Origin of the sequence: Janthinobacterium goodfellowi (assembly GCF_051380695.1) — a bacterium.
Taxonomy (GTDB): domain Bacteria; phylum Pseudomonadota; class Gammaproteobacteria; order Burkholderiales; family Burkholderiaceae_D; genus Janthinobacterium.
On sequence record NZ_JBNYXN010000003.1, the window covers coordinates 137461 to 159824 of the forward strand.

24 protein-coding genes and 1 pseudogene are annotated in these 22364 nt (G+C 64.8%); 10 read left to right on the plus strand and 15 right to left on the minus strand.

All coding sequences use genetic code 11. The features are described 5' to 3' along the window. The first annotated feature begins 87 nt into the window (after positions 1 to 87). Both ACQ4WQ_RS12980 and ACQ4WQ_RS12985 read left to right on the plus strand, forming a co-directional pair. Positions 88 to 549, plus strand: coding sequence for an OsmC family protein (locus ACQ4WQ_RS12980; RefSeq protein WP_436497604.1), 462 nt, complete (start codon positions 88 to 90; stop codon positions 547 to 549). Next, on the plus strand, positions 550 to 1203 hold the full coding sequence (locus ACQ4WQ_RS12985; protein WP_436497606.1) for an FMN-binding negative transcriptional regulator: 654 nt from the start codon (positions 550 to 552) through the stop codon (positions 1201 to 1203). Here ACQ4WQ_RS12985 and ACQ4WQ_RS12990 read toward each other — a convergent pair. The 3 genes and pseudogenes from ACQ4WQ_RS12990 to ACQ4WQ_RS13000 all read right to left on the minus strand — a co-directional run bounded on the left by ACQ4WQ_RS12990 (position 1187) and on the right by ACQ4WQ_RS13000 (position 3406). After that, positions 1187 to 2139, minus strand: a pseudogene (locus ACQ4WQ_RS12990) (AEC family transporter). The gene ACQ4WQ_RS12985 and the pseudogene ACQ4WQ_RS12990 overlap by 17 nt on opposite strands. A 99-nt stretch (positions 2140 to 2238) precedes the next feature. After that, positions 2239 to 2676 (minus strand): CHRD domain-containing protein, encoded by a 438-nt coding sequence (locus ACQ4WQ_RS12995; RefSeq protein ID WP_326457458.1) that lies wholly within the window; start codon positions 2674 to 2676, stop codon positions 2239 to 2241. A gap of 172 nt (positions 2677 to 2848) precedes the next feature. Beyond that, positions 2849 to 3406, minus strand: coding sequence for a winged helix-turn-helix transcriptional regulator (locus ACQ4WQ_RS13000; protein WP_326457457.1), 558 nt, complete (start codon positions 3404 to 3406; stop codon positions 2849 to 2851). 249 nt (positions 3407 to 3655) lie between these two features. Here ACQ4WQ_RS13000 and ACQ4WQ_RS13005 point away from each other — a divergent pair, with 249 nt between their 5' ends. Beyond that, a complete protein-coding gene (locus tag ACQ4WQ_RS13005; RefSeq protein ID WP_436497609.1) occupies positions 3656 to 3883 on the plus strand; it encodes a hypothetical protein in 228 nt (75 codons plus the stop codon). Here ACQ4WQ_RS13005 and ACQ4WQ_RS13010 read toward each other — a convergent pair. From ACQ4WQ_RS13010 to ACQ4WQ_RS13025, 4 genes are all read right to left on the minus strand, one after another. Beyond that, the gene (locus ACQ4WQ_RS13010) at positions 3880 to 4887 is read right to left on the minus strand and encodes a Csu type fimbrial protein (protein WP_436497611.1); all 1008 of its coding nucleotides are present in this window, start codon (positions 4885 to 4887) and stop codon (positions 3880 to 3882) included. The two genes, ACQ4WQ_RS13005 and ACQ4WQ_RS13010, sit on opposite strands and share 4 nt — an antisense overlap. Continuing rightward, on the minus strand, positions 4887 to 7232 hold the full coding sequence (locus ACQ4WQ_RS13015) for a fimbria/pilus outer membrane usher protein (RefSeq protein ID WP_436497613.1): 2346 nt from the start codon (positions 7230 to 7232) through the stop codon (positions 4887 to 4889). Before ACQ4WQ_RS13015 ends, ACQ4WQ_RS13010 begins: the two co-directional genes overlap by 1 nt. Positions 7233 to 7296: 64 nt before the next feature. Beyond that, on the minus strand, positions 7297 to 8025 hold the full coding sequence (locus ACQ4WQ_RS13020) for a fimbrial biogenesis chaperone (RefSeq protein WP_436497615.1): 729 nt from the start codon (positions 8023 to 8025) through the stop codon (positions 7297 to 7299). 12 nt (positions 8026 to 8037) lie between these two features. Further along, entirely contained in the window at positions 8038 to 8520 is a 483-nt protein-coding gene (locus ACQ4WQ_RS13025; RefSeq protein ID WP_422653725.1) for a Csu type fimbrial protein, read from the minus strand. Between the two features lie 259 nt (positions 8521 to 8779). Between ACQ4WQ_RS13025 and ACQ4WQ_RS13030 the strand changes: the two genes are divergently transcribed. Both ACQ4WQ_RS13030 and ACQ4WQ_RS13035 read left to right on the plus strand, forming a co-directional pair. Further along, a complete protein-coding gene (locus ACQ4WQ_RS13030) occupies positions 8780 to 8908 on the plus strand; it encodes a hypothetical protein (RefSeq protein ID WP_436497617.1) in 129 nt (42 codons plus the stop codon). A gap of 12 nt (positions 8909 to 8920) precedes the next feature. Further along, the gene (locus ACQ4WQ_RS13035) at positions 8921 to 9724 is read left to right on the plus strand and encodes a response regulator transcription factor (RefSeq protein WP_326457451.1); all 804 of its coding nucleotides are present in this window, start codon (positions 8921 to 8923) and stop codon (positions 9722 to 9724) included. On the opposite strand, the gene ACQ4WQ_RS13040 is transcribed toward ACQ4WQ_RS13035, so the two are convergent. Both ACQ4WQ_RS13040 and pnuC read right to left on the minus strand, forming a co-directional pair. Beyond that, the gene (locus tag ACQ4WQ_RS13040) at positions 9721 to 12279 is read right to left on the minus strand and encodes a TonB-dependent receptor (protein ID WP_436497619.1); all 2559 of its coding nucleotides are present in this window, start codon (positions 12277 to 12279) and stop codon (positions 9721 to 9723) included. The genes ACQ4WQ_RS13035 and ACQ4WQ_RS13040 overlap by 4 nt on opposite strands. A gap of 330 nt (positions 12280 to 12609) precedes the next feature. After that, positions 12610 to 13200: a nicotinamide riboside transporter PnuC gene (gene pnuC, locus ACQ4WQ_RS13045; RefSeq protein ID WP_436497621.1), complete on the minus strand. Its 591-nt coding sequence runs from the start codon at positions 13198 to 13200 to the stop codon at positions 12610 to 12612. A gap of 136 nt (positions 13201 to 13336) precedes the next feature. Between pnuC and ACQ4WQ_RS13050 the strand changes: the two genes are divergently transcribed. Beyond that, positions 13337 to 14098 carry a substrate-binding periplasmic protein gene (locus ACQ4WQ_RS13050; RefSeq protein ID WP_326457448.1) on the plus strand — a complete coding sequence of 254 codons (762 nt, stop codon included), beginning with the start codon at positions 13337 to 13339 and terminating at the stop codon, positions 14096 to 14098. 5 nt (positions 14099 to 14103) lie between these two features. Here ACQ4WQ_RS13050 and ACQ4WQ_RS13055 read toward each other — a convergent pair whose 3' ends face one another. Continuing rightward, the gene (locus ACQ4WQ_RS13055) at positions 14104 to 14805 is read right to left on the minus strand and encodes an isochorismatase family protein (protein ID WP_217494254.1); all 702 of its coding nucleotides are present in this window, start codon (positions 14803 to 14805) and stop codon (positions 14104 to 14106) included. A 65-nt stretch (positions 14806 to 14870) separates the two neighbouring features. Further along, positions 14871 to 15737, minus strand: a complete 867-nt coding sequence (locus ACQ4WQ_RS13060) for a pirin family protein (protein ID WP_436497624.1) — start codon at positions 15735 to 15737, stop codon at positions 14871 to 14873. A gap of 119 nt (positions 15738 to 15856) precedes the next feature. Between ACQ4WQ_RS13060 and ACQ4WQ_RS13065 the strand changes: the two genes are divergently transcribed. After that, positions 15857 to 16762: a LysR family transcriptional regulator gene (locus tag ACQ4WQ_RS13065; RefSeq protein WP_436497626.1), complete on the plus strand. Its 906-nt coding sequence runs from the start codon at positions 15857 to 15859 to the stop codon at positions 16760 to 16762. 46 nt (positions 16763 to 16808) lie between these two features. Further along, the gene (locus tag ACQ4WQ_RS13070) at positions 16809 to 17612 is read left to right on the plus strand and encodes a metallophosphoesterase family protein (RefSeq protein WP_436497628.1); all 804 of its coding nucleotides are present in this window, start codon (positions 16809 to 16811) and stop codon (positions 17610 to 17612) included. 9 nt (positions 17613 to 17621) lie between these two features. Here ACQ4WQ_RS13070 and ACQ4WQ_RS13075 read toward each other — a convergent pair whose 3' ends face one another. The 3 genes from ACQ4WQ_RS13075 to bla all read right to left on the minus strand — a co-directional run bounded on the left by ACQ4WQ_RS13075 (position 17622) and on the right by bla (position 20238). Continuing rightward, positions 17622 to 17795, minus strand: a complete 174-nt coding sequence (locus ACQ4WQ_RS13075; protein ID WP_326457443.1) for a hypothetical protein — start codon at positions 17793 to 17795, stop codon at positions 17622 to 17624. Positions 17796 to 17806: 11 nt separating this feature from the next. Continuing rightward, positions 17807 to 19015 carry an RtcB family protein gene (locus tag ACQ4WQ_RS13080; RefSeq protein WP_436497630.1) on the minus strand — a complete coding sequence of 403 codons (1209 nt, stop codon included), beginning with the start codon at positions 19013 to 19015 and terminating at the stop codon, positions 17807 to 17809. A 278-nt stretch (positions 19016 to 19293) separates the two neighbouring features. Further along, positions 19294 to 20238, minus strand: a complete 945-nt coding sequence (gene bla, locus ACQ4WQ_RS13085) for a subclass B3 metallo-beta-lactamase (protein ID WP_326457441.1) — start codon at positions 20236 to 20238, stop codon at positions 19294 to 19296. 138 nt (positions 20239 to 20376) lie between these two features. Between bla and ACQ4WQ_RS13090 the strand changes: the two genes are divergently transcribed. Continuing rightward, on the plus strand, positions 20377 to 21180 hold the full coding sequence (locus ACQ4WQ_RS13090) for a metallophosphoesterase family protein (protein WP_436497632.1): 804 nt from the start codon (positions 20377 to 20379) through the stop codon (positions 21178 to 21180). Here the strand turns inward: ACQ4WQ_RS13090 and ACQ4WQ_RS13095 are convergent. Continuing rightward, positions 21177 to 21704: a dihydrofolate reductase family protein gene (locus tag ACQ4WQ_RS13095; RefSeq protein WP_326457439.1), complete on the minus strand. Its 528-nt coding sequence runs from the start codon at positions 21702 to 21704 to the stop codon at positions 21177 to 21179. The genes ACQ4WQ_RS13090 and ACQ4WQ_RS13095 overlap by 4 nt on opposite strands. A gap of 41 nt (positions 21705 to 21745) precedes the next feature. On the opposite strand from ACQ4WQ_RS13095, the gene ACQ4WQ_RS13100 reads away from it, so the two are divergent. After that, positions 21746 to 22342, plus strand: coding sequence for a TetR/AcrR family transcriptional regulator (locus tag ACQ4WQ_RS13100; RefSeq protein WP_436497634.1), 597 nt, complete (start codon positions 21746 to 21748; stop codon positions 22340 to 22342). The last annotated feature ends 22 nt before the right edge of the window (positions 22343 to 22364 follow it).

Consider the following 22364-nt stretch of genomic DNA (forward strand, 5'->3'; position numbering starts at 1 on the left):
AGCTTCAAGATAGCACTTATTGGCTATTTTAAATAGCCAAGACTGGCGCTAAGATGGCGCATTCCCTTCTACTCTTGCGGAGCATCCATGCATCAGTTTTTCGCCACCGTGGCCTGGCAGCGCGACGGCCAGGATTTCGCCGGCCAGCGCTACAGCCGCGGCCATGAATGGCAGTTCGACGGCGGCCTGACGGTACCCGCCTCGTCGTCGCCCCTGTCCGTGCCGCTGCCCATGTCCGTTGCGGCAAATATCGACCCGGAAGAGGCGCTGGTGGCCGCCACGTCGAGCTGCCACATGCTGTTCTTCCTGTCGCTGGCAGCCCAGCGCGGCGTCGTCATCGACGACTACCGCGACGATGCCGTCGGCGAGCTGGGCAAGAATGCACAAGGACGCCTGGCCATGACGCGCATCGTGCTGCGTCCGCGCATCGCCTTCGCGGGAACGCCGCCCTCGCCCGAGGCGCTGGCCGCCCTGCACCACGACGCGCACGAGCGCTGCTACATCGCCAATTCGCTGACGGCCGACGTGGTCGTGGAAGGAGTCGCCTAGATGTACACGCCAGCCACCTTCCGCGAAGAGCGCCTCGACGTGCTGCATCGCCTGATCGACGCGCACCCGCTGGGCGCGCTCGTGCGCCACGGCGCCGATGGCCTGTGCGCCGACCACCTGCCGTTCGAGATCGCCGCGCCCACGCCCGAGGCCCCGTTCGGCATCCTGCGCGCCCACGTGGCGCGCGCCAATCCCGTGTGGCGCGCCGCCGGCGGAAACGATGACTGCATGGTGATCTTCCAGGGGCCGCACGCCTACATCACGCCCGCCTGGTATGCGGAAAAGCAGCGCAGCGGCAAGGAAGTCCCCACCTTCAACTACGCGGTGGTGCACGCGCACGGCCCCCTGCGCGCCGTCGACGATGCGGCATGGCTGCTGGGATTGGTGGAGCGGCTGACGGCGCGCCACGAGGCGGATCAAGCCGCGCCGTGGAAGGTGGGCGATGCGCCGGCCGGCTATATCGACACAATGCTGAAAGCCATTGTCGGCATCGAAATTCCCCTCACGCGCATCACGGGCAAATGGAAGCTGGGGCAGAACCGCAGCATACAGGACCAGGCCAGCATGGCGCATGGCCTGGCGCTCGACCATCAACCTGGCGCGGCGCAGGCGCTGGGCGCGCTGATCGCCGCCAACGTCACGCCAGCCAGCTGACGGCCGCCGAAAACGTCAAAACGACAGCGCCGTCGACACGAGGATGATGCGGGCGATGCGCGCCGTGTTTGCCCCAAAACGTTCCGACAGCAGCGACACATTGCTGGCGCTGGGCAGGCACGCCACCAGCACCATGCACGTCAGCGCGAACGGATCGAGCGGCGCGCCGAGCGCGATGGCCGCGTGGCCGATGCCCCACACCAGCAGCGGATGCAGCAGCAGTTTTTTCAGCGCCACAGGCACATACGCTCCCAGCGGCGCCGGGTCGCTCGTGCTCATCTGCGAGCGGGCCAGCACGGCGCCGATGGTAAACAGGGCCACGGGAGAGGCGGCGTCGGCCAGCAGGCCCACCGTCTGCATCAAGGGCTTGGGCAAGGCCAGCTCCAGCCACGACGACAGGGCACCGAGCATGATCGCCCACGGCATCGGGTTGCCCGCCATGCCCTTCATGGCGTTGACGACGGCGGCGCGGCTGCCGTGCGCGCCGCCGCTGCCGATGCGCGACAGGGCGATGCACAGCGAACTGGTAATGAGCATGTCGACGATGATGGTGACGATGACGGGCCCCGAGGAACGGGGGCCGAGCAGGGTCAATAGCAGCGGCACGCCCATGAAGCCCGTGTTCGGGAAGGCCGCCACCAGCGCGCCGAAGGCGGCATTGTTCCAGTCGATGCGGTGACTCAGGGTCATGGCGGTGGTGACGCCCACCATGATCAGCGCGCACAGCAGATAGACGCCGAACACGCTGGCGTCGAGCAGCTGCGCGATGGGCGTGGCGGCGCCGAAGCGGTACAGCATGCACGGCAGCGCGAAGTACAGGACAAAACTGTTCAAGCCGCCGATGGCGGCCAGCGGCAGCAGCGTGCGCCGCACGGCCAGGTAGCCGCACAGCACCAGGGCGAAGAAGGGAAAGGTGATGGCGAGGATGGTCAGCATGAAGCGCCATTGTAGCGCGCTGCACTGGCTGGCCGCCTGGCGCAAAAAAAGGCCGCTCGCGCGGCCCAAGGAGGTTTCGGAGAAAACGCCGGCGACCGGCTAGGGCTTGAGCTGGGCGCGGATCTCGCCGGCCGGGTAGGCGGCGCTGTGCACGTTCACGTACAGGTTGCCGGCCTGGTAGCTCGCATACTGGGGCGGCGTGAGCATGGTGCCGTCCGGCACGGCAAACATGCCGGCGCTGGTCTGCATCAGGGGCACGATGACGGGGCCGTTGGCGCCAGGGGGCGCTTCATGGATATGCGCGACGGTGGCCACCATGCCCGTGTAGCGCACGACGCCGCTGACGCTGCGGTCGTGGCCGACGCGGATAGTGCTGCTGCCGCTGGCCGTGCTGGTATTGGCCGGTACTTCCTGCGCGCCCGTCAGGGTGACGTCATGGCCACCCGGGTGATGCGGGCCATGGGAACAGGCGCCCAGCAGGGCGGCCAGCGCCAGCACGGTGGCGGCGCGGCGTACGTGTTGTGGCAAGGTGCTCATGGCAGTACTCCTTCAACGGACATGGGGTCACGGATGGCGTCCTGCCCCGCACAACCGGGCGTGCGCCGCACTGGTATCACGCAAAAAATCTTGCTGTAGTGTGACAGTAAGGCCATACCGCCGTGCCTGCTTTGCTTTGCGCCAAACTTGCTGCTCGCCTGCCAGCGCGTCTTCAGGCCAGGTGCCCTTCCGCCACCCAGCCCCGGTTGGCGGGCGCTGCCTTGGGCTTGGGCGCGATGCCGCTGCTTTTTTCCGCATCGAGGATGATGCTGCGCATGCTGTCGCTGGCGGCCGGCCCGGGCGCGAACGCGTAATACTCGTCATTGATGGGCAAGCCCGTCGTGGCGTCGACCAGCACCGGATCGGCGGCCAGGCCCGTGTCGCGGCTGGCGATGACGAGGCTGGCGCCTTCGGGCGCGAAGTTTTCATTGCCCCAGGCGATAAACGCCAGCAGGACGGGCTTGAAGGCGCGCCCGGACTTGGTCAGCACATAGTCGTAGCGGGGCGGCTTGGCGCAATACAGGCGGCGCGTCATCAAGCCCCCTTCCACCAGGTCGGCGAGGCGGCGCGTCAGGATGGTGGGGGCGATCTTGAGGCTTTTTTCAAATTCGTCGAAACGCGTCTTGCCATAAAACGCTTCGCGCAGGATGAGGATGCTCCACCATTCGCCCACCTTGCCCAGGCTGCGAGCAATCGGGCAAGGCAAATTATTAAAGTTGGTATGTTTCATGGCCATCTCCTCACATTGATTTAAAACAACAATCGAAAAGTATTTCAGTTGCAGCACGGAAACTTAGTTACTATCACCTTGCAAGCCTCCCCCCGCCCCGGCGAGGGATTAAAAATACGCAAAAACTCACACTTTTCTTGCTCTAGTACAATCATGCCCAGTTCAGCTTCTCCAGTCCCGATGTGCGAAACGGCGTCAGAGAATGTTGCTTTCCGCCCGCTTTTCACCCGATACGCCGAGAGGACTCCTTTGAAGCTTGCCGTACTGCCTGCCCTGCTCGCCATGTCCCTTTGCCAGACCACCACCGCCGGTACCGTCTCTTCCGCCACATTCCAGGCCACCTTCGTCGTCCACGAAGCGTGCACCGTCGTCTCGCAGCGCAGCGGCCCCCAGGTGCGCTGCCAGCACAACACGCCCTATCTGCTGCTCCAGCAGACAACGCCATCGGGCGCCGGCCTCGTCACCGTCACGTTCTAAAAATAAATCGTTGCCGTCACCGTGTCCTTGTAGTCGCCGGGACGCGGCGACACCTGCGCCGGCACGCGGCCGTAGATCGTCAGCGGCACGCTGGCGCCCGTGCCCGTGCCCGTCACCATGCTCGTACCAGCCGTGCCATCGCCCCACAGCGGGCCATCGAGCGTGGCGGACAGCAGGTAGCTGACCTTGTCCGTCGTTACAATGTTTTTCATTTGCCGGTTCGCCACATTGGCCGCCACGCTGCCGCCGTTGAGGGCAATCTGGTACGCATTGTTATTCACGCAGCGCACGGACAAGGTGCTGGTGCTGCGCAAATTGCCCGTCAGGATGGACGCATTCGCGAACGCCATCGGGCTGGCCGTGATGGTGCAGTCGTTGACGGCCGTGGCATTCACCGTGAAACCGAAGCTGCCGCTGCTGGCCGTGCACCCCTGCAGGTTGACGAGGCCATAGGTCGTGTAGGTGTACGTGCCCACGCCGGCAAAGCTCGACGTGTACACGGTATTGGCGTTGGCGACCGTCGGTACGGCCGCCAGGGCCGTGCCGGCGGGGATCTTGGCGTACACGGTAAAGGTGGTGGAATACGTGCCGGGCGGGGCCAGCAAGCCGGCCGACAGGATCATGCCGAAGGTCGACGGCGCGCCCGCCACGCCGGCGCCGCCCCAGATCTTCGCCGTGGCATACGAATTGTCCACGTACACGTTGTACTCCATGCGGTTGCTGCCATTGCCCAGCTTGCGCGGCAGGGCCGAGGTGGAATTCGTGCCCAGCCCCAGCGAGATGCACACTTGCGCGTTGGGCGTGAGCAGCTGTCCCAGGTTCAGCGATGAAAACAGGCAACTGAAGGTGCCCGTGGCCTGCGCCACGTAATCGCTGCCGGCAATCGGGCTGACGTTGCCGAAATCGATATTCGTCATGCTGACCGTGCAGGTATCGGCCGCCTGCGCCACGCTGCCCCAGGCGCAGCCCAGCAGCAAGGTCAGCCATGGCAGCAGGCGGCGCATCAGCGGCCTCCTCCGGTAGCGCAGCGCAGCGGGCCGATCACGGGCAAGCCGCCAGTTGCCGGACGCACATAGGCAAAGCGCACGGTGCACGTACTGTCGCCCTCGCCGACTTGCAGCTGATTCTGCTCGCGCAGCTCGTCGACGAACACCATGCCGTCAAATCCCACCACCGTCTGCTTGCCGCTTTGCAGATGCAGCACGGGCAAGCCCGTGGCCAGCGGCTTGCCATCGGCGCCTTGCACGATGACGGTGGCGGCGCTGTAGCGTTCGACGGGAAAGGCCGCCAGCACGCCGGCTAGGTGTTGCGGCACGACATTGATATTGGTCACGGGCACGCGCGCATCGACGTCGAGGTCGTCCGTGGCGATGCTGATCTGGTTATTGCCATAGGGATTCAAATTCGGCACCAGCAGATAGCCGCTCCCGCCCGTCACGCCGATCTGGCGGTTTTCATGCAGCACAGGAATATTGCCCACGCCGCCAGTGGAGACCAGCGCAAAACCGTTGCCCACCTGGCGCGCCGCCTCGATATGCCCATCCATCAGCACCAGCGCGCCGGCCGCGCCCAGCGAGGAGGCATTGCCCATGCCGCTGCTTTGCGTGCGCGCATTCACGCGGCCGTCATTGCCAAGGTATTCCACTTGCGCCTGCCGGTAGGCATTGCGGCCCACTGTGCCAGCCTGCAAGTTCCAGCCGACACCGCCGCCAAAGTCCGCCGCGCGCTGCGCGCTGACGCTGCGGCCGCTCTCGCCGTTTTGCCGGCTGCCGCTCGTGCTGACGGCCAGATTGTTGTCGAAGGCCATGCTCAGGCCGACATAAAAGCCCCGCTTCTCGCGTTGCCGCAAATCCTGGAACAGGCTGGCGTTCAGGAACAGGCCGTGAAACAAGGTCGCCGAATAGCCCAAGGTGGCCAGCTTCGATGGCGGTGCGCCCGGGGTACGGTAGCCGATATAACTGCTGCTGATGCTGCTTCCCGCCGGCAAAGGCAGGCTCACGGTGACGCGGTCCGCCGCGCGCACGACAGGGCTGCCATCGCGCGAGGCCAGGTCGCCAAACCCGGCGCTGGCGCGCACGCTTTGCACATCGACGCTGAAGCGCGGCCCCACATATTGATACCCGGCGCCCAGCTGCGCACCGCGGCTGCGGCCGGCGCTGGCCGACAGCGAGCCGCTGAGCACGCCCGCCTGGCCCAGCCGCACCAGCGCGCCCGCGCCCGCCTGGTACAGGCCGGCAGCCAGTTCCGCATGGCCTTCGATGGTGAAGCTGTCGCTGACGCCATGGCGGCCGGAAGCGCTGGCAACGAGTTGCCGCTCGTAGCCGAACAGGCGGCGGCCATAGTCGCGCCGCACGGCGCCCGCCTCGACGGAATAATCGCTCAAGCCGCTGGCCAGCATGCGCGTATCGACATACAGGGGCAGCACGGTCGTCACGCTGCGCCCCAGGGCATCGCGCATGATGAGAGTGGCTTGCCCCGCGCCATTGATGCCGGCCACCTGGTTCAGCACAAACGGGCCGCTGGGCACGCTGGCAGCATATTGCTGCACGCCATTCACATACAGGCTCAGCGACGATGGCACGAGCGCCGTGCCATCGACGGAGGCGACGGGAAACGTCAGCAAGTCGGGGCGCAGCTGGAAATTCTTGCGCCACTGCACGCCGCCCACGCGCACGGCGCGGCTCCAGCTGAGCGACGAGGAAATCAGGTCGCCCACTTGCCACGTTTGCAAGGTGTCGGGGTCGGCATGGCTCCAGAAGGTGTCGAAGCGCATGTACTTGCGCTGGTCCGCCCCCAGGTTCACGGTACCGGTATTGCTGAATACGCCGCTGTCATTGAAATAGCGCAAGTCGTTGAAGATGGCGGCGCGCCGCGTGCTGCCCAGTTCCGCATAGGCTTCGTAATTGAGGACGGCGCCGGGCGTGACGCGCGACGGCGGCGTCTGCGGCGCCGTACGCGCGCTGATGCGGTATGGCGCGCGCAAGTCGTCCGCCACCTGCAGCGACACGCTCTGGCGCGCCGCATCATAGTCATAGCTGAGTCCGGGAATCGCGTCGAGCGCCACCTCGGCCTGACCGGGTGCGCCCAGGTGCGCGGGGTCCAGCCCCAGCTGCTGCAAGTTCGCCACACTGCTGCGCAAGCCTTTGCCCACCTGGGTAAAGCGCAAGATCAGCCCGGTTGATTCAGCATTCACGGTTACCTCCAGATACAGTTCATTCGGCGCCATCGGATCGCTGGGCAAGCTGGCCGGTCCCGGATCGGCGCCCGTCCCGGCGGCCGCTCCATCGGCCCTGGCCACCGGTGCCATGGCCAGCAACAGCAGCAGCAAGGATGCCCGTGCGCGTCTCATGGTTTAACCCGTTTGCGCCCATGCCCACGACGCGCGGCAAGCCCGCCTGCCATGACGGCCCGTTTCAAGGTGTCGAATTCGTGGCAACGAGCGCCTTCGCGTTCACATTGACCGCAATACTCAACGGTCCGTCCAGTTCGGCCTCCCTGGCGACGGGCAGGCGCCAGACGCGCATGCGTGCCGCCAGGACATAGCCAAACAGCCCCTTGCTGATGACAAACTCCTTGCCCGCCTGGTTCGTCAACGTCATCTCCCCGATCTGCGCATGGACATTGCCGCTGTTCTTGACACGCAACATCCACTCGCCCCGCTCGCGAAAGACTTGCCAGTCGAGTATTTCCTTGCCCGGCGCACCGGCCGGCAGCACGAACACGGGCACCGAGTAGCGCAGGCGGATATCGACGCCGCTGCGGCCCGCCTCATCCTCGCGGCTGACTTCATCGATGAGCACGCGATACGTCTTTTCCTGCGCCACGGGGCCGGCCTGGGCGCGCACAAGGCGGATGGTCTGCCGGCTGTTGGCGGCAATTTCGACGATCGGCGGACTGGCCACCAATTCCTGCGTAGGCGCCAAGGTTTCCTCGCCATCGCGCTGCTCCCAGGCGAACACCCGCACCTGCCCGTAAATGGGCTGGTCGCCGAGGTTTTGCAGGTTGATGCCCGCAGCATTCTGTGCGGCGCGCAAATTGAGCGTCACGGGCGAAATCTGCAGATTGGCGCCGTTCGCGCCTGCGGCACAGCAAGCCAGCAGCGCCAGCACGCTTTTCATCAGGGAGGCAGCACGGGCCTTCACGCAGCGCCTGGCTTAAAAGTACACGGTGGCCGTGATGGTCGACTTGTAGGTATCGGGCGCCGGCGTCGCCTGCGGCGGAATATTGCCGTACACCGTGATCGGCTGCGATGAGCCGTTGCCGGTGCCGCCGACCGTATTCGTGCCCTGGGTATCGCCCCACAAGGTGCTGCCGGCCGTCTGGTACAGATTGAATTGCACCGTCCCCAGGTTGCCGCCCGTGCCGCTCATATAGCGCGTGGTGCCGGTCGAGCCGGTACCCGAGCCGGCCGTCAAGCCCACGTTATACAGCGTGGTGTTGGTGCAGGTGACATTCACGGTCGTATTGACGTTCACGGCAGTAGCCAATACACCCTGACTTTGGCCAAAGTCGAGATTGGCCGCCGCGATGGTGCAATTGGCGATGATTTTCAGGGTGACGTCAAAGGTCGCGGTGTTGCTGCCGTTCAGGTACACGGCGGCATCGGCCTGGCCAGGGAGGAATGCCGTACTGGCCATGGCGACACTGGCGACAGCGATCAAACGGGGAAAAATAACTCGCAACATGATACCTCCTGATGACGGAACATCATTAATGAGCCCGCCAATATGAGGGGCGTCGAGGATAGTCACGGTATTGCCGGCGTTTTCTTGGGCACGCAAACCAGGACGACAAAATACGTGTGCCGAGAGAGTCAGGAACCCGGGGACTCCGGCATTTTTTTGCGGCATTGGCAAAACAGATTTTTTGGCAATCGACATTGCTTAAAATCAATGCATGAGCGAATTATTGGCGATCTATGAAATCCGCGCTTCTTCTCGCGGAGAAACATCTTTTGAAATACGCGAAAAGCAGAAAAAAAAGAAAAAGCCGGGCATAATAAGCCACAACTTGCTATTTGGTTAAGTCATCCATGCCATGCCATTGACCAGCGAAATCATCAAAAAAAACATCTTGATCGTGGACGATTCCGCGTTCGAGCAGCGCATGCTGATGGAGCTGCTCAGCGAGCAGCCCTACCGCTTCAGCATCGCCTTCAATGGCTATCAGGGCTACCAGCTGGCCTTGGCCACGCATCCCGACCTGATCCTGCTCGACGTGCGCATGCCCGAAATGGATGGCTACACGGCCTGCCGTTTGCTCAAGGCCAATCCCGAGACGGAACAGATTCCCGTGATCTTCCTCAGCGGCGCCGACGCCGCCAAGGAGCGCGTCATGGGCTTGCAGGTGGGCGGCGTCGATTACATTTCGAAGCCGTTCCAGCCGGAAGAACTGGCCGCGCGCATCCATATCCACCTGGGATTGATGCGTAAAAGCAACAGTACCTTACCGGCGGCGACCCCGATCGGCGAACGGCAGCAACATCCGGACCTGGTATTCGTCAATGCCGTCAAACAACTCATCCTCGACAACCTGGGCAGCCTGCCCAACCTGTCCGAAATCGCCCGCAGCGTGGGCACCTACCGAGAAAAACTGACCCTGATGTTCCGCGAGCAGACGGGCATGACGGTCTTCGCCTTCATCCGCGAAGCGCGAATCGCCCGCGGCGTGGAACTGCTGCAGCAAACGGACATCGACGTGCAGGATGTCGCCCTGCTGATCGGCTTCCACAACGCGGGCAACTTCGCCACGGCCTTCCGCGAACGCATGGGCGTCACGCCCAGCGCCTACCGCCAGCGCCTGCATGAGCAGACGGGGCAGCGGCAGGCGGCGGGCGGTTAGAACTTGTAGTTGAGCTTGAGCGAGGCGAAGCGTCCGCGCGGATCGGCTTGCGTATAGTCGAAGCCCGAGGCCGAGTAATCCCACGGCGCGCGCTTGTTGGCCAGGTTCTGCACGATGAAGGTGACGTTCGCCGCCGGCGTGACTTGCCAGCTGGTGGTCACGTCGAACGTGCTGAAGGCGGCCACCGATTCATCGAGATGCGTATTTTGCGCATAGCTGCCCACGTAATTCCACGTCAGGGTCGACGACCACTTGCCCTGCTCCCACGTGGCCGAGGTGACGCCGCGCCATTTCGGGATGGAGCCGAAATAATTGGTGCCGGCGCCATCGGTGAGCGGCGCGCCGTCCGACAGCGGTTCGGCAAAGCGCAGCACGCGGCTCAGCTGGCCGGCCAGGGTCAGCTTGCCCCAGTCCTTGTCAACGAAGCGCTGGCGCAGGTCCAGGTCGATGCCGGACACTTCGCGCTGTCCCTGGTTGCGGTACTGGCGGTACAGGGTCGTGATGCGGCCATCGGCATCGCGCGTGATCTTCTGCGGCGCCGATGCTTCGTTGGCGAGCGTGGTGGTGGCGCTTTCCGTGCCGATCACGCCATCTTGCTTGATGCGGTAGTAATCGAGGCCGATGCTCGAACTGCTGGTGGGCGAGACCACCACGCCCAGGTTCAGGTTATTCGAGCGCTCCGGACGCAAGGCGGTGTTGGCGATGGTAATGGCCGTCACGCCGCGCGTCTGTGTGGGCGTGACAGGGTCCTTCGGATCGAGCACGCTGACATAGCTGACGGCCGTGCTTTGCGTGATTTCCGGCAGCGACGGCGCGCGGAAGCCGCGCGACACGGTGCCGCGCACCAGCAGCCACGGCGCCGCCTGGTAGCGCGCGCTGGCTTTCGGCGAAAACGCATTGCCGAAATCGCTGTAATGGTCGGCGCGGCCCGCCAGGTTGACGGACAGGTCTTTCACCACCGGGACGTTAAATTCGGCAAACAGGGCCGACACGCTGCGCGAGCCGTTGATGATGTTGATCGCCGGGCGCAGCTCGGTGCCCGACAAGACGGCCGTCGAGGTTTGCGAATCCATCTTTTCGCGGCGCCATTGCGCGCCGGCGGCAAAGCCCAGCGGGCCGGCCGGCAGCTGCCACAAGTCTTTCGCGGCCGAGAAATCGACAGTGTCGAGGGTCGACTCGGCCGGGCGCAGGGTCGACAGGCGCAGGCGGCTGCGCACCGCTTCGCTGTTTTGCGACTGGTCAAAGAAGTTGTAGCTGCCATCGGCCAGCACCTGCTGGAATGCGTAGCGGTTGACGAAATTCTGCACGGTTTCTTCCAGCTTGCTGCTCGAGTGGCCCACGGCCGCATCCCAGTCCCAGCCCGCCAGTGTGCCCTTGACGCCCGCCAGCGCGCGGTAGAACGTCACCTTGTCCTGCTTCAGGCGCGGCCCCAGGTCGAACAGGGTGGCCGTGAACGGCAGCGGCGTCGTACCCGGATTGTTCGGATGGCCGACGGGCAGCACGACGGGAATCGTGTCGAGCGCCTGGGTGGCGTTGTTCCACACGCGCGTGGCATTGTTGACGGTAAGCGGTGCGCTGAAGGTCTGGTCGGCGCGCGAGTAACTGTGCAGCAGGTCGACATACGCTTCCGTGTCCGCATTCAATTTGAAAGTGGCGCGCGCGGCCGTGTGCACGCGCTGAATGCCGGGAATCAGGGTTTTATATGGCGACGGGTTGTACGCCAGTACTTGTCCCGTCTTGCCGGGCGTGATGTCGCCATAATTGACCAGCTGCAATGGTCCGCGCACGCCGCCCAGGGTCTTTGTCGGGTCCGTGCCCGCATAGTTGGTGATGGCCCAGCCCAGGCTGCCCCGCTGCTGGTTGCGGAAGTCCGCATCGCGCATCCACGCCACGTCGCTTTGCTGCAGCTTGTCGCGCTGCTGCGCGTCGACCGAGAAGACCAGGCTGTAGCCGTCCTCCTCGAGCTTGCCGAAACCCGTCTGCAGCGCCGCGCTCTTTTCATGCTGGCCCGTGCCTTCGGTCGAGCCGCCCCACTGCGCCGTGATGTCCGTGCCCGTGAATTCCTTGTACAGGATGATGTTGACCACGCCGGCCACGGCGTCGGAACCGTAGACGGACGAAGCGCCATCCTTGAGCACCTCGATGCGCTGCACGGCCGCCATCGGCAGGCTGTTCAGGTCGACAAAGGTTTCCTGCAGGTTTTGCGCCGTCGCATAGCTGGCCACGCGCTTGCCATTGACCAGGATCAAGGTATTTTTCTGGCCGATGCCGCGCAGCGACAGGCCCGAGGTACCGGCCGAGAAACTGCCCGTGTATTGTTCGTTGTAGCTGTTGCCGCTGTTGGCGGAGATGGCGCGCAGCACGTCCGAGACGCTGGTCTTGCCGCCGGCTTTCAATTCCTTGGCCGTGATGACTTGCACGGCGCTGGCGCCCTCCTTTTCGCTGACGCGGATATTCGATCCGGTGACGTTGACGCGCAGCAGTTCCTCTTCGGCGTGAACGAGGGCGGGAAAGGCGGCGGCGATGGCAAGACTGATGGCGAGTGGTTTGAACATGGTTTCCTCTTATTGGGATTGCAGCCTTTTTCCGATAAAAAAGGCCGAGCAGGGGCACGCGGACCGGATGGGCCTGCGGGCAAAACGACGACGGGGGGACGAAGGAATTACGGGATGCGTGGGCGGGCACGCACCGGCATCCACTGCGCCATGCATTGCATGGTCAGCTGCTGCCGGACGGCATAAAAACAGGGAGAAAGACTAAAGCGCAACATAAAAGACACCGGTAAGCGGGGAAAGGCCACTATATCCCGGCGTCTTTATGGCGTGAACGAATTAAAAATTGATTGTATATACGATTTGAATCTAAGGACTTGGTCTTTGGCAATATCAGGCGTCGGCCATCGCCTGCGGCGCGGCCGCCGCGCGGCGCGCCTGCACGCTCCACCAGTACCAGGAAATGACGGCATTGACCCAGTAGGCCGCATACAGCACGGCCGTCAGGTGCAGGCCGCGGCTGTAGTAGAGGGGCACGGCCACGGTGTTGACCAGCAGCCAGAAAGCCCAGGTCTCGATGCGCCGGCTCATCAGCAGAAATTGCGCGATGATGCTAAATACCAACACCGCCGAATCGATGAAGGGCGCGTAGGCATTCGTGAAGCGGTGCAGCAGCATGCCGTAGATCACCACGGAGGCGATGCCGGCCGGCACTACCCAGGCCAGGCTGCGCCAGCCCGTGCGCGTGATCGGCAACGGCTTGCCGCCCGCGCCGCGCCGCCATTGCAGCCAGCCGATGACGCAGGTGACGATGAAAAACAGTTGCAGCATCACGTCGGCGTACAGGTTGACCTGGAAAAACAGCACGGCGAACAGCACGCAGCCGACGATGCCGATCCACCAGGAATGAATATTGTTGCGTCCGGCCAGGATGATGGAGGCAGTCATCAAGACATTGGCGGCGATCTCGAGCGGGGGAGTCAAGCGGATTTCCTTTGAATGGAGGCAGGCCGCCACTATAGCCCATTTGGTATCCGCAACCAGCCATGCACTGCTTGACTTTCGTGGCCATTCTGGCAAATTGGCAAGCACGACCCTTGAACCACTGCGGAGATGTTCCATGCGCTTGCGCCACGTGCTGCTTGCGGCAACGCTGCTCGGCAGCGTCCTGCCCGCCCTGGCCTGCCGCATGACGATGGCGCTCGAACAATGGCCGCCGTACCTGTATCGCGACGCCCAGGGCAGCTATACGGGGCTGGACCTGGAATTGCTGCGCGCCATCTTCAAGGAGGCGCGCTGCACCTTGCTGACCGTGCCGGAACTGCCCACGGCGCGGCGCCAGCTGCTGTTCCAGAAAGGGGGACTGGACCTGATGCTGGCCGCGTCCGAAACGCCGGAACGCCAGTCCTATGCGCGCTTCTCCATCTCGTACCGCGATGAAGCCGTCGGCGTCTTCGGCAAGGCCGGCACGCCCGCCGCGCAGCGCCATGTCGCCAGCTTCGGCCAGCTGGCGCGCGGCAAGGCCACCCTGCTGGCGCCCAAGGTGGGCTGGTATGGGGCAGACTATGCGGCGGCCCGTCCGGCAATGGAAAAAGACGGCCGCCTGAATACCTTCGGCAGCTTCCAGCAGGGGTTGCGCATGCTCGACGCCGGCCGCGCCGACCTGCTGCTGGGCGACGTGCTGGCCGTGCGCCACGAAGCGCGCCTGCAGGGCGTCGCCCTGACCGCCCTGCCCTTCCTCGCCCTGCGCGCGCCCGTGCACCTGATGCTCAATGCGCACAGCACCAGCACGGCCGACCTGGCGCGCCTGAACGCCGCCATCACGCGCCTGGAGCAGCGCGGCGTGCTGGCGGCGATACGCGCCCGCTACGACGCGCCGTAAGGCGATCAGCCCTTGCTGGCCGCTTCCAGGATTTCCAGTTTCGTCTCGCGGCCATTCTTTTGCACGCCCTGCGCCTTGTCGTAGCTTTCGATCAGGGCGCGGTACGGCGGCACGATGTGGTCCGTCATGATGGCGGCAAAGTCCATCGCATCGGCGCGGTTCCAGGTGCTCATCACTTCAGCCAGCACGGCATACGTGTCGATCGGCACGGCGCCGGCCTGCGTGACGCGCGCCATGGTGATGTCGGTGGCCATCTTCGACCAGTTGCCGGAGGCGTCGATGATGGCAAACACCTTGTAGCCGGCCGCCAGCGCGCTGATGGTGGGGAAGGCCATGCACACGCTGGTGAGCGTGCCGGCGATCAGCAGGGTCTTGCGGCCCGTCTTTTCGATGGCCTCGACCCAGGCCGGATTGTCCCAGGCATTGATCTGGCCCGTGCGCGGGATGTAGACGGCGTCCGGGTTGAAATGGTGGATCTCCGGGATCAAGGGGCCGTTCGGGCCGTCGGGCACGGAAGCGGTGGTAAACGTCGGCATGTTGGCCAGACGCGACAGCTTGGCCAGCGCCGTGACGTGGCCGCGCAGCACGTGCTGCTCGATGTCGCGCACCAGCTGGAACAAGCCGCTCTGGTGGTCGATCAGCAGCATGACGGCGTCGTCGGGATCGATCATCGGTGGCAAACCTTGGAAGTTGGCGGGGGTGCTCATGGTGGTCTCCTCAAAAGCCGTGCCGCGGGATGCGGCACGGGTACTGCACAAATTAATGACACAAACTACGTCGCGATGCGGGCGAAGCGGCCGCTGTTGAAATCCTCGAACGCCTGCGCGATTTCCGCTTCGGTGTTCATGACGAAGGGACCGTGGCCGACGATGGGCTCGTCGATCGGCTCGCCGCTCAGCAGCAGCACCACGGCGTCGCTGTTCGCCTCGATGCTGATGCTGTCGCCGTCGCGCCCGAACAGCGCCATCTGCGCTTCGCGCACCACGCTCTCGCCATTGACCAGCACCGTGCCGTGCAGGACGATCAGCGCCGTGCTCCAGCCTGGCGTGACGGGCAATTCCGTCAGCTTGCCCTGGGCCAGGCGCACATCCCACACCTGCATCGGCGAAAACGTGCGGGCCGGGCCATGCTGGCCGCCGAAGTCGCCGGCGATCACGCGCACGGAGCCTGCGTCGTCCGGCAGCGCCACGGTGGGAATCGCATTGCTGGTGATGGCCTGGTAGCCGGGCGCCGTCATCTTGTTCTTTGCCGGCAGGTTCACCCACAGCTGCACCATTTCCAGCATGCCGCCCGACTGCGTGAAGGCAGGCGAGTGGAACTCTTCATGCAGGATGCCGGCGCCGGCCGTCATCCACTGCACGTCGCCGGGGCCGATCACGCCGCCCTGGCCCGTCGAATCGCGGTGCGCCACTTCGCCCTTGTAGACGATGGTCACCGTCTCGAAGCCGCGGTGCGGGTGCGAACCGACGCCGGGCGGACGCGTGCCGGGCGCGAATTCGGCGGGGCCGGCGTAGTCGAGCAGCAGGAATGGGCTCAGCTGCTTGCCATGGCCGTTATACGAAAACATCGAGCGCACGGGAAAACCGTCGCCGACCCAGTGCTGGCGCGGTGCGCTGTAGATACCTGTGACTGTGTTCATCTCGATCTCCTGTTGGGGTTTGCATTACGATGGAGACAGGTTACGCTTGCAACGATAATGGCGGTAGACGGTAAAATAGGCCATCAGCGTTCTAAAAATAGAACGATCAAGGAGGCGGCATGCAGGATTTGAATGACTTGTATTACTTTGTGCAGGTGGTCGACCATGGCGGCTTCGCGCCGGCCGGGCGCGCGCTGGGCATGCCGAAATCCAAATTGAGCCGGCGCATCGCGCTGCTCGAAGAGCGCCTGGGCGCGCGCCTGCTGCAGCGCACGACGCGGCATTTTTCCGTCACCGACGTGGGGCAGACGTTTTACGAGCATTGCAAGGCGATGCTGGTGGAAGCGGAAGCGGCGCAGGAAGCGATCGAACTGACACGGGCCGCGCCGCGCGGCACGGTGCGCCTGTCCTGCCCCATCGCCCTGCTGCATTCCTTGGTCGCGCCCATGCTGGCCGGCTTCATGCGCGAGCATCCGCAAGTGACCCTGCTGCTCGAAGCGAGCAACCGCCGCGTCGACCTGGTGGCCGAAGGCATCGACGTGGCCATCCGCGTGCGCCCGCCGCCGCTGCCCGACAGCGACCTGGTGCTGCGCGTGCTGGCCGAACGCAGCCAGTGCATGGTGGGCAGCCCCCTGCTGTTCGGCGACGCCCCCAGGCCGACAGCGCCAGCCGACCTGGCAGACTGGCCCAGCCTGGCCCTGGGCATGCCGCAGCAGCACTACCAGTGGGATTTATACGGCCCCGATGGCGCGCGCGCCCAGTTGCGCCACGTGCCCCGTTTCGTCACGGGCGACATGCTGACCCTGCGCGACGCGGCCGTGGCCGGCGTAGGCGTGGTGCAGCTGCCGACCATGATGATCACCGAGCAGGTGGCCAATGGCAGCCTGCTGCCGCTGATGGAGCAATGGCGGCCGCAGCGCGAAATCATCCACGCCGTCTTCCCGTCGCGGCGCGGCCTGCTGCCGGCCGTGCGCGCGCTGATCGACTACCTGGCGCACGGCTTCGCCGCGCTGGAGGAGGAGTGACGGTTTTCAGGTACGATGGCATCCTCCCCTATCGCCTGGATGCCGCATGCGTTTATTGATTCTGTCGGACCTGCACCATGAGCTATGGCGCGACGAAGCGCCGCAGGGCGACCTCGCGCTCAGCTACCCCGACGCAGTGATCCTGGCCGGCGACATCGATACGGGTGCACGCGCCGTCGCCTGGGCCACCACCGCGTTTGCGGGCCTGCCCGTGCTGTACGTGCATGGCAACCACGAAGGCTATGGCCACCACCTCGACAAGGTGCGCCAGGAGCTGCGCGCGGCCTGCGCCGCCACGCCGAACGTGCATTTTCTCGACGCCGATACCCACGTCATCACCGACCAGGCAGGCAGCAAGGTGCGCTTCCTGGGCGCCACCCTGTGGACGGATTTCCGCCTGCTGGGCGACGACACGCGGCAAGCGGCCATGCGCGACGCGGAAGCCGTCATGAACGACTACAAGCGCATCCGCCTGGCCAACATGGGCTTTCGCAAGCTGCGCGCGGCCGATACGGCCATGTTCCACGCGCAGCAAAAAGCCTGGCTGGCGCGCGAACTGGCGCAGCCCTTCGACGGCCGCACGGTGGTCATCAGCCACATGGCGCCGTCGCTGCTCTCGGTCAATGATGCCTACGGCAGCGAGGGCTGCTCGCCCGCCTACGCTTCGCGCCTCGACGACCTGGCCGCGCAGGCGGACCTGTGGGTGCATGGCCACATTCACGTCTCGCGCGACTACCGCATCGGCGCATGCCGCGTCGTAGCCAACCCCTGCGGCTACAAGACGCGCGGCGGCACGCCGCAAAATCCCGCTTTTGATCCGAACTTCATCGTCGAACTGCCGTTGCGTTAATCCAGCGCGCTACTCCTCCGGCTTCATGCGTCCCGCCAGCAGTTGCTGCAGGCGGTGCTTGCCGGCCCGGCGCGCCGCGCGCGGCGAGGCCTCCGACTGGTGCGCGCCGGCGCCGCCACGCAGCCTGGCGGCCGCCACCAGCGGATTACGCGGCTTGGGCGTGGCTTTCACTTTGATCTTCATGGTTTCTCCTTTCAGCCCTTGATGCAGACGACCTGGCGCAAGGTATGCACCACTTCCACCAGGTCGCTCTGATGCGCCATGACGGCGTCGATATTTTTATAAGCGGCGGGGATTTCGTCGATCACGCCGCCATCCTTGCGGCACTCGATGCCGGCCGTCTGCTCGGCCAGGTCGAAGCGGTTGAAGCGGCGCTTCGCCTCGCTGCGGCTCATGCTGCGCCCCGCCCCGTGCGAGCAGGAGCAGAACGATTCCGGCTTGCCCTTGCCACGCACGATGAAGCTGCGCGCACCCATGCTGCCGGGGATGATGCCCAGCTCGCCCTGCCGCGCCGAAATGGCGCCCTTGCGCGTCACATATAAATCCTCATTGCCATGCGTTTCGCGCGCGATGTAGTTGTGGTGGCAGTTGATGGCTTCCCCGTCGAGCCGGAACGGCGGAGCAAACTTCGCCAGCACGTCGAGCACGCGGCGCATCATTTCGCTGCGGTTGAGCAGCGCGTAATCCTGCGCCCAATCCACCGCTTCCACGTAGTCGTCAAATACCGTGGAGCCCTCGCTCAGGTACGCCAGGTCCGCGTCCGGCAGCTGCAGCTGGTGGCGCCGCATATCCTTCTGCGCGGCGGAGATAAAGTAACGACCGATCACGTTGCCGATGCCGCGCGAACCCGAATGCAGCATGACCCACACCCGCTGCTCCTCGTCGAGGCAGATTTCAATGAAGTGATTGCCGCCGCCCAGGGTGCCTGCCTGGCAAATCCACGTGCGCTCGAACTGGCGCAGCATCTTGGCGATGCCCCGGTGACGCTCGACGATGTGCGCCAGGCGGTCGCCGAGGGGCCGCACGGCGCGCGCCTGGCGCGAGCCTTGCACGCGGCTCCATGCATGTTGTTCGAAGCCGACGGGCACTTCCGCTTCGATGGCGCTGCGCAGGCGCGCCAGGTTATCGGGCAGGTCGCTGGCCGTCAGGGTCGTGCGCACGGCATTCATGCCGCAGCCGATGTCGACGCCAACGGCGGCCGGGATGATGGCACCGCGCGTGGGAATCACGCTGCCGACGGTGGCGCCGATGCCGGCATGCACGTCAGGCATGGCCGCCACATGCGGATGGACGATGGGCAGGCTGGCGATATTGTGCAGCTGGCGCAGCGCCTGCGCGTCGATATCGTCGGTAAATATATGCACGGGCACGTGAGCGCCGCGCAGTGTCTGATGAATGGGCATAACGTCTTCCTTGGTATTGTCGTTATGCCGGGGTCGTCTAAAACAAAAAACCCCGGCGAGTTTCCTCACCGGGGTTTTGAAGGACACCGGCTCGGGATCGGCAAGATGCCGATGGCCCCGAGCGTCATGCGCGGGGCTAGTGGTCGTACAACTTGCTGCCAGCCTGCTCGAACATGGGTTTCCTTTCTTTTGTGTGGTTAATCTGAACTGCGGATGCTGATTCTGCACCTTATGCTGCAGTGCGTCAACCGCTTTGCATGGCGAAGACGCCAACGTTGTTATTTTGTTGCAGCCGCTTTTTCCTTCGCGATGCGGGCATCGAGCTTGACTTCATTCTTGGCCGCGTAACTGCGGCACGCCTGCGCATCGACGAAGGGATTCGGCGTGACGCCTTCGAGCAATTGCGTCAGTTTAAGGTCGCCGCCGGAGTGGTCGGGGTGGGCCGAGATCAAAATGTCGCACGGCAGCTTGGCAAAGTCCTGCATGACGCGGCGGAAGGCCGGCGTCAGGTCCCCATGGCGTTCATCGCCCAGGTAGTGAAAATCGTCGGCCGCCACCGGCGTGAGGCTGGCGCCGAACACCACGTTCAGGCATTCCTGACGCTGCGCATCCTCGCACGACACCCAGGTCCAGCTGGTGCTGCCCGGCGTATGGCCAGGCGTGTAGCGTGCCGTGACGGTCACCTCGCCCAGTTGCAGGGTTTCGCCATCGGCGATCTCGCGCACGTTTTCCACGGCCGGCATGGGGTCGATTTCGCCCGCTTGCGGGTCCATGGCGAGCACCGAGCCCGCACGCAGCGCCTGCGCACCGAGCGGGCTGGCGACCACTTGCGCGCCGCTGTCGCGGGCCAGGGCGGCAATGCCGCCCGAATGGTCGAAATGCGCTTCCGTATTCAGGATGAACTTGATGTCTTCCAGGCGAAAGCCCAGCTCGAGGATATGTTCCTTGATGGCGGCCACCGATTGCGGCAACGCGCCATCGATCAGGATCAAGCCTTCGCGCGTATCGATCAGCACCACGCTCAAGCCGCCCACGCCCACGTAATACGTGTCGCCGTGGATGCGCGCCGGCTGCTGCGGGCGGTTCCACTGCGCCGCATACGGCGAGGCGATCGGCTGCGTCAAGGGATCGACGGCGGGCGTGGCGGCATGCGCCGTCAACGGCAGCGTCATGGCGGCCAGCGCGATGTTGAGCAAGGTCTTGGGAAGGAAGAAAGGCGGCATGCGGCTCCAGTAATGAGTGTGCGGTAATCGATGCCACAGAGTAACGTCGCTACCCTCGCGCGGTCAAGCAAGCCATCATCCTAACTTGCGCTACGATAGAGGTCCATACACTTCCGTGCGCCTTGCCGCCTTATTGCCATGCGTTTGCTGATCCTGTCCGACCTGCACCTGGAAGTCTGGGGCGCAGATACGCCCGCCATCGACCTTGCCGCCAGCCGCCCCGACGTGGTGATCCTGGCCGGCGACATCGACACGGGCAGCAACGCCATCGCCTGGGCCGCGCGCACCTTCGGCGCCCTGCCCGTGCTGTACGTGCATGGCAATCACGAGGGGTACGGCCACCAGCTCGAACACATGCAGGACGCCGTGCGCGACGCCTGCGCCAGCGCCAATGCGCACGGCGCCAACATCCGCCTTCTCGACGGCGATGCCGTGACGCTCGATGGCGTGCGCTTCCTCGGCGTCACGCTGTGGACGGATTTTCTGCTGTTCGGCGCCGAGCGCCGGGATGAAGCCTTGAGCGCGGCGCAAAGCTACATGCCCGACTACAAGCGCATCAGCACGGGCGGCGACACGCCGCGCCTGCTGTGCGCCAGCGACACGGCGCAGCTGCACGCGCAGCACCGCTCGTGGCTCGAGCAGCAGCTGGCGCAACCGTTCGATGGCAAGACGGTCGTCATCACGCACATGGCACCGTCGATGCTGTCGGTGGAAGAGCAATACGCGACAAACCTGGGCTCGCCCGCCTTCGCCTCGCAGCTGGACGACCTGGTAGCCCAGGCCGACCTGTGGGTGCATGGCCACATGCATGCCTCGCTCGACTACCGCGTCCAGGACTGCCGCGTCGTCTGCAATCCCTGCGGCTACAAGCGGCCCGATGGCGCGCCGGAAAACGATCGCTACGATTCCGGCTTCATCGTCGACCTCGCCGGCACGGTTTAATTTTTCAGATAGCGCAGCTGCACCACGCCGCTTGGCAGCTGGCGCGTGCCGTCCAGGCGCCAGTCGCTGCGCGGCAAGCCGTCCTCGAACAGGCGCACGCCCTTGCCCAGCACCACGGGCAGCACGGACAAGGTGACACTGTCGACGACACCCTCGCGCAAGCCGGCGCGGATGACGGCGCCGCCATCGAGATACACGTGGCGGCAGCCGTCTTCGGCCAGCCCCTCCAGTACTTCCCGCACGCTGCCTTCGCGGCGCTGCTCGCCGTGGCGCGGCGCGAAGTCGCGGTGGCTCAATACCACCACGCGCTTGCCCGCATACGGCCACGGCTCGAACCCCAGCACGGCGTCATACGTGGTGCGGCCGATCAGCAGGGTATCGACCTGCTCCATCAAGGCCGTGTAGCCGGTCGCCTCGGGCGAGTCAGGCGCCAGTTCGGCCAGCCAGGACAGGTCGCCGTTTTCTCCCGCGATACAGCCGTCGATGCTGATGCCGAGAAAAGCGCTGACAAAAGGCTTTTTCATGGATGTTCCTTTAGTTAATTCTACGGTGTAGAATTATGCCCATGAAAACCGTAAAACTTCAAGACCTGGAATCTCCCGTGCGCCGCGCCGGACGTCCGCGCCGCGTTGCGCCCGCGCTGGACAATGCCGCCATCCTGCAGGCGGCCCTGGCCCTGCTGGAAGAAAAAGGCGAAGCGTTTTCCATGCGCGCGCTGGCGCAGAGCCTGGGCGTCGATGCCATGGCCCTGTATCACTACTATGCGGGAAAAGAGGAGTTATTGCTGGCCTTGATGGCGCAGCGTTTTGCCGCGCTCGATCTGCGCCAGCCGCCGTTTACGCAACGCCAGGGGCCGCAGCGCCGACTGCTCGCGCTGTGCGCGCTGTACCTGGAACTGGTCAGCGCCACACCGTATTTCGTGCGCCTGATGGCGCGCGGGCTGGTGGAGCAAGCCGACGTGGCAGAACGCTTTACGGCGCTGTTCGAGCTGGCCGTGGAGGCGCTCGATCTGGATAAAAAAACCCGCTTGCGCGGGCGCGATGCGCTCGTCGATTTCCTGCACGGCTATGCGCTGGCGGGCAGGCCCGCCAGCGAGACCGCCTGGCATGCGTCCGTCGGCCTGATCCTGGCGGGCATGGCCGCCGGACGCACCGGTGGATGACGCCCGGCGGCCGGCCGTCCTA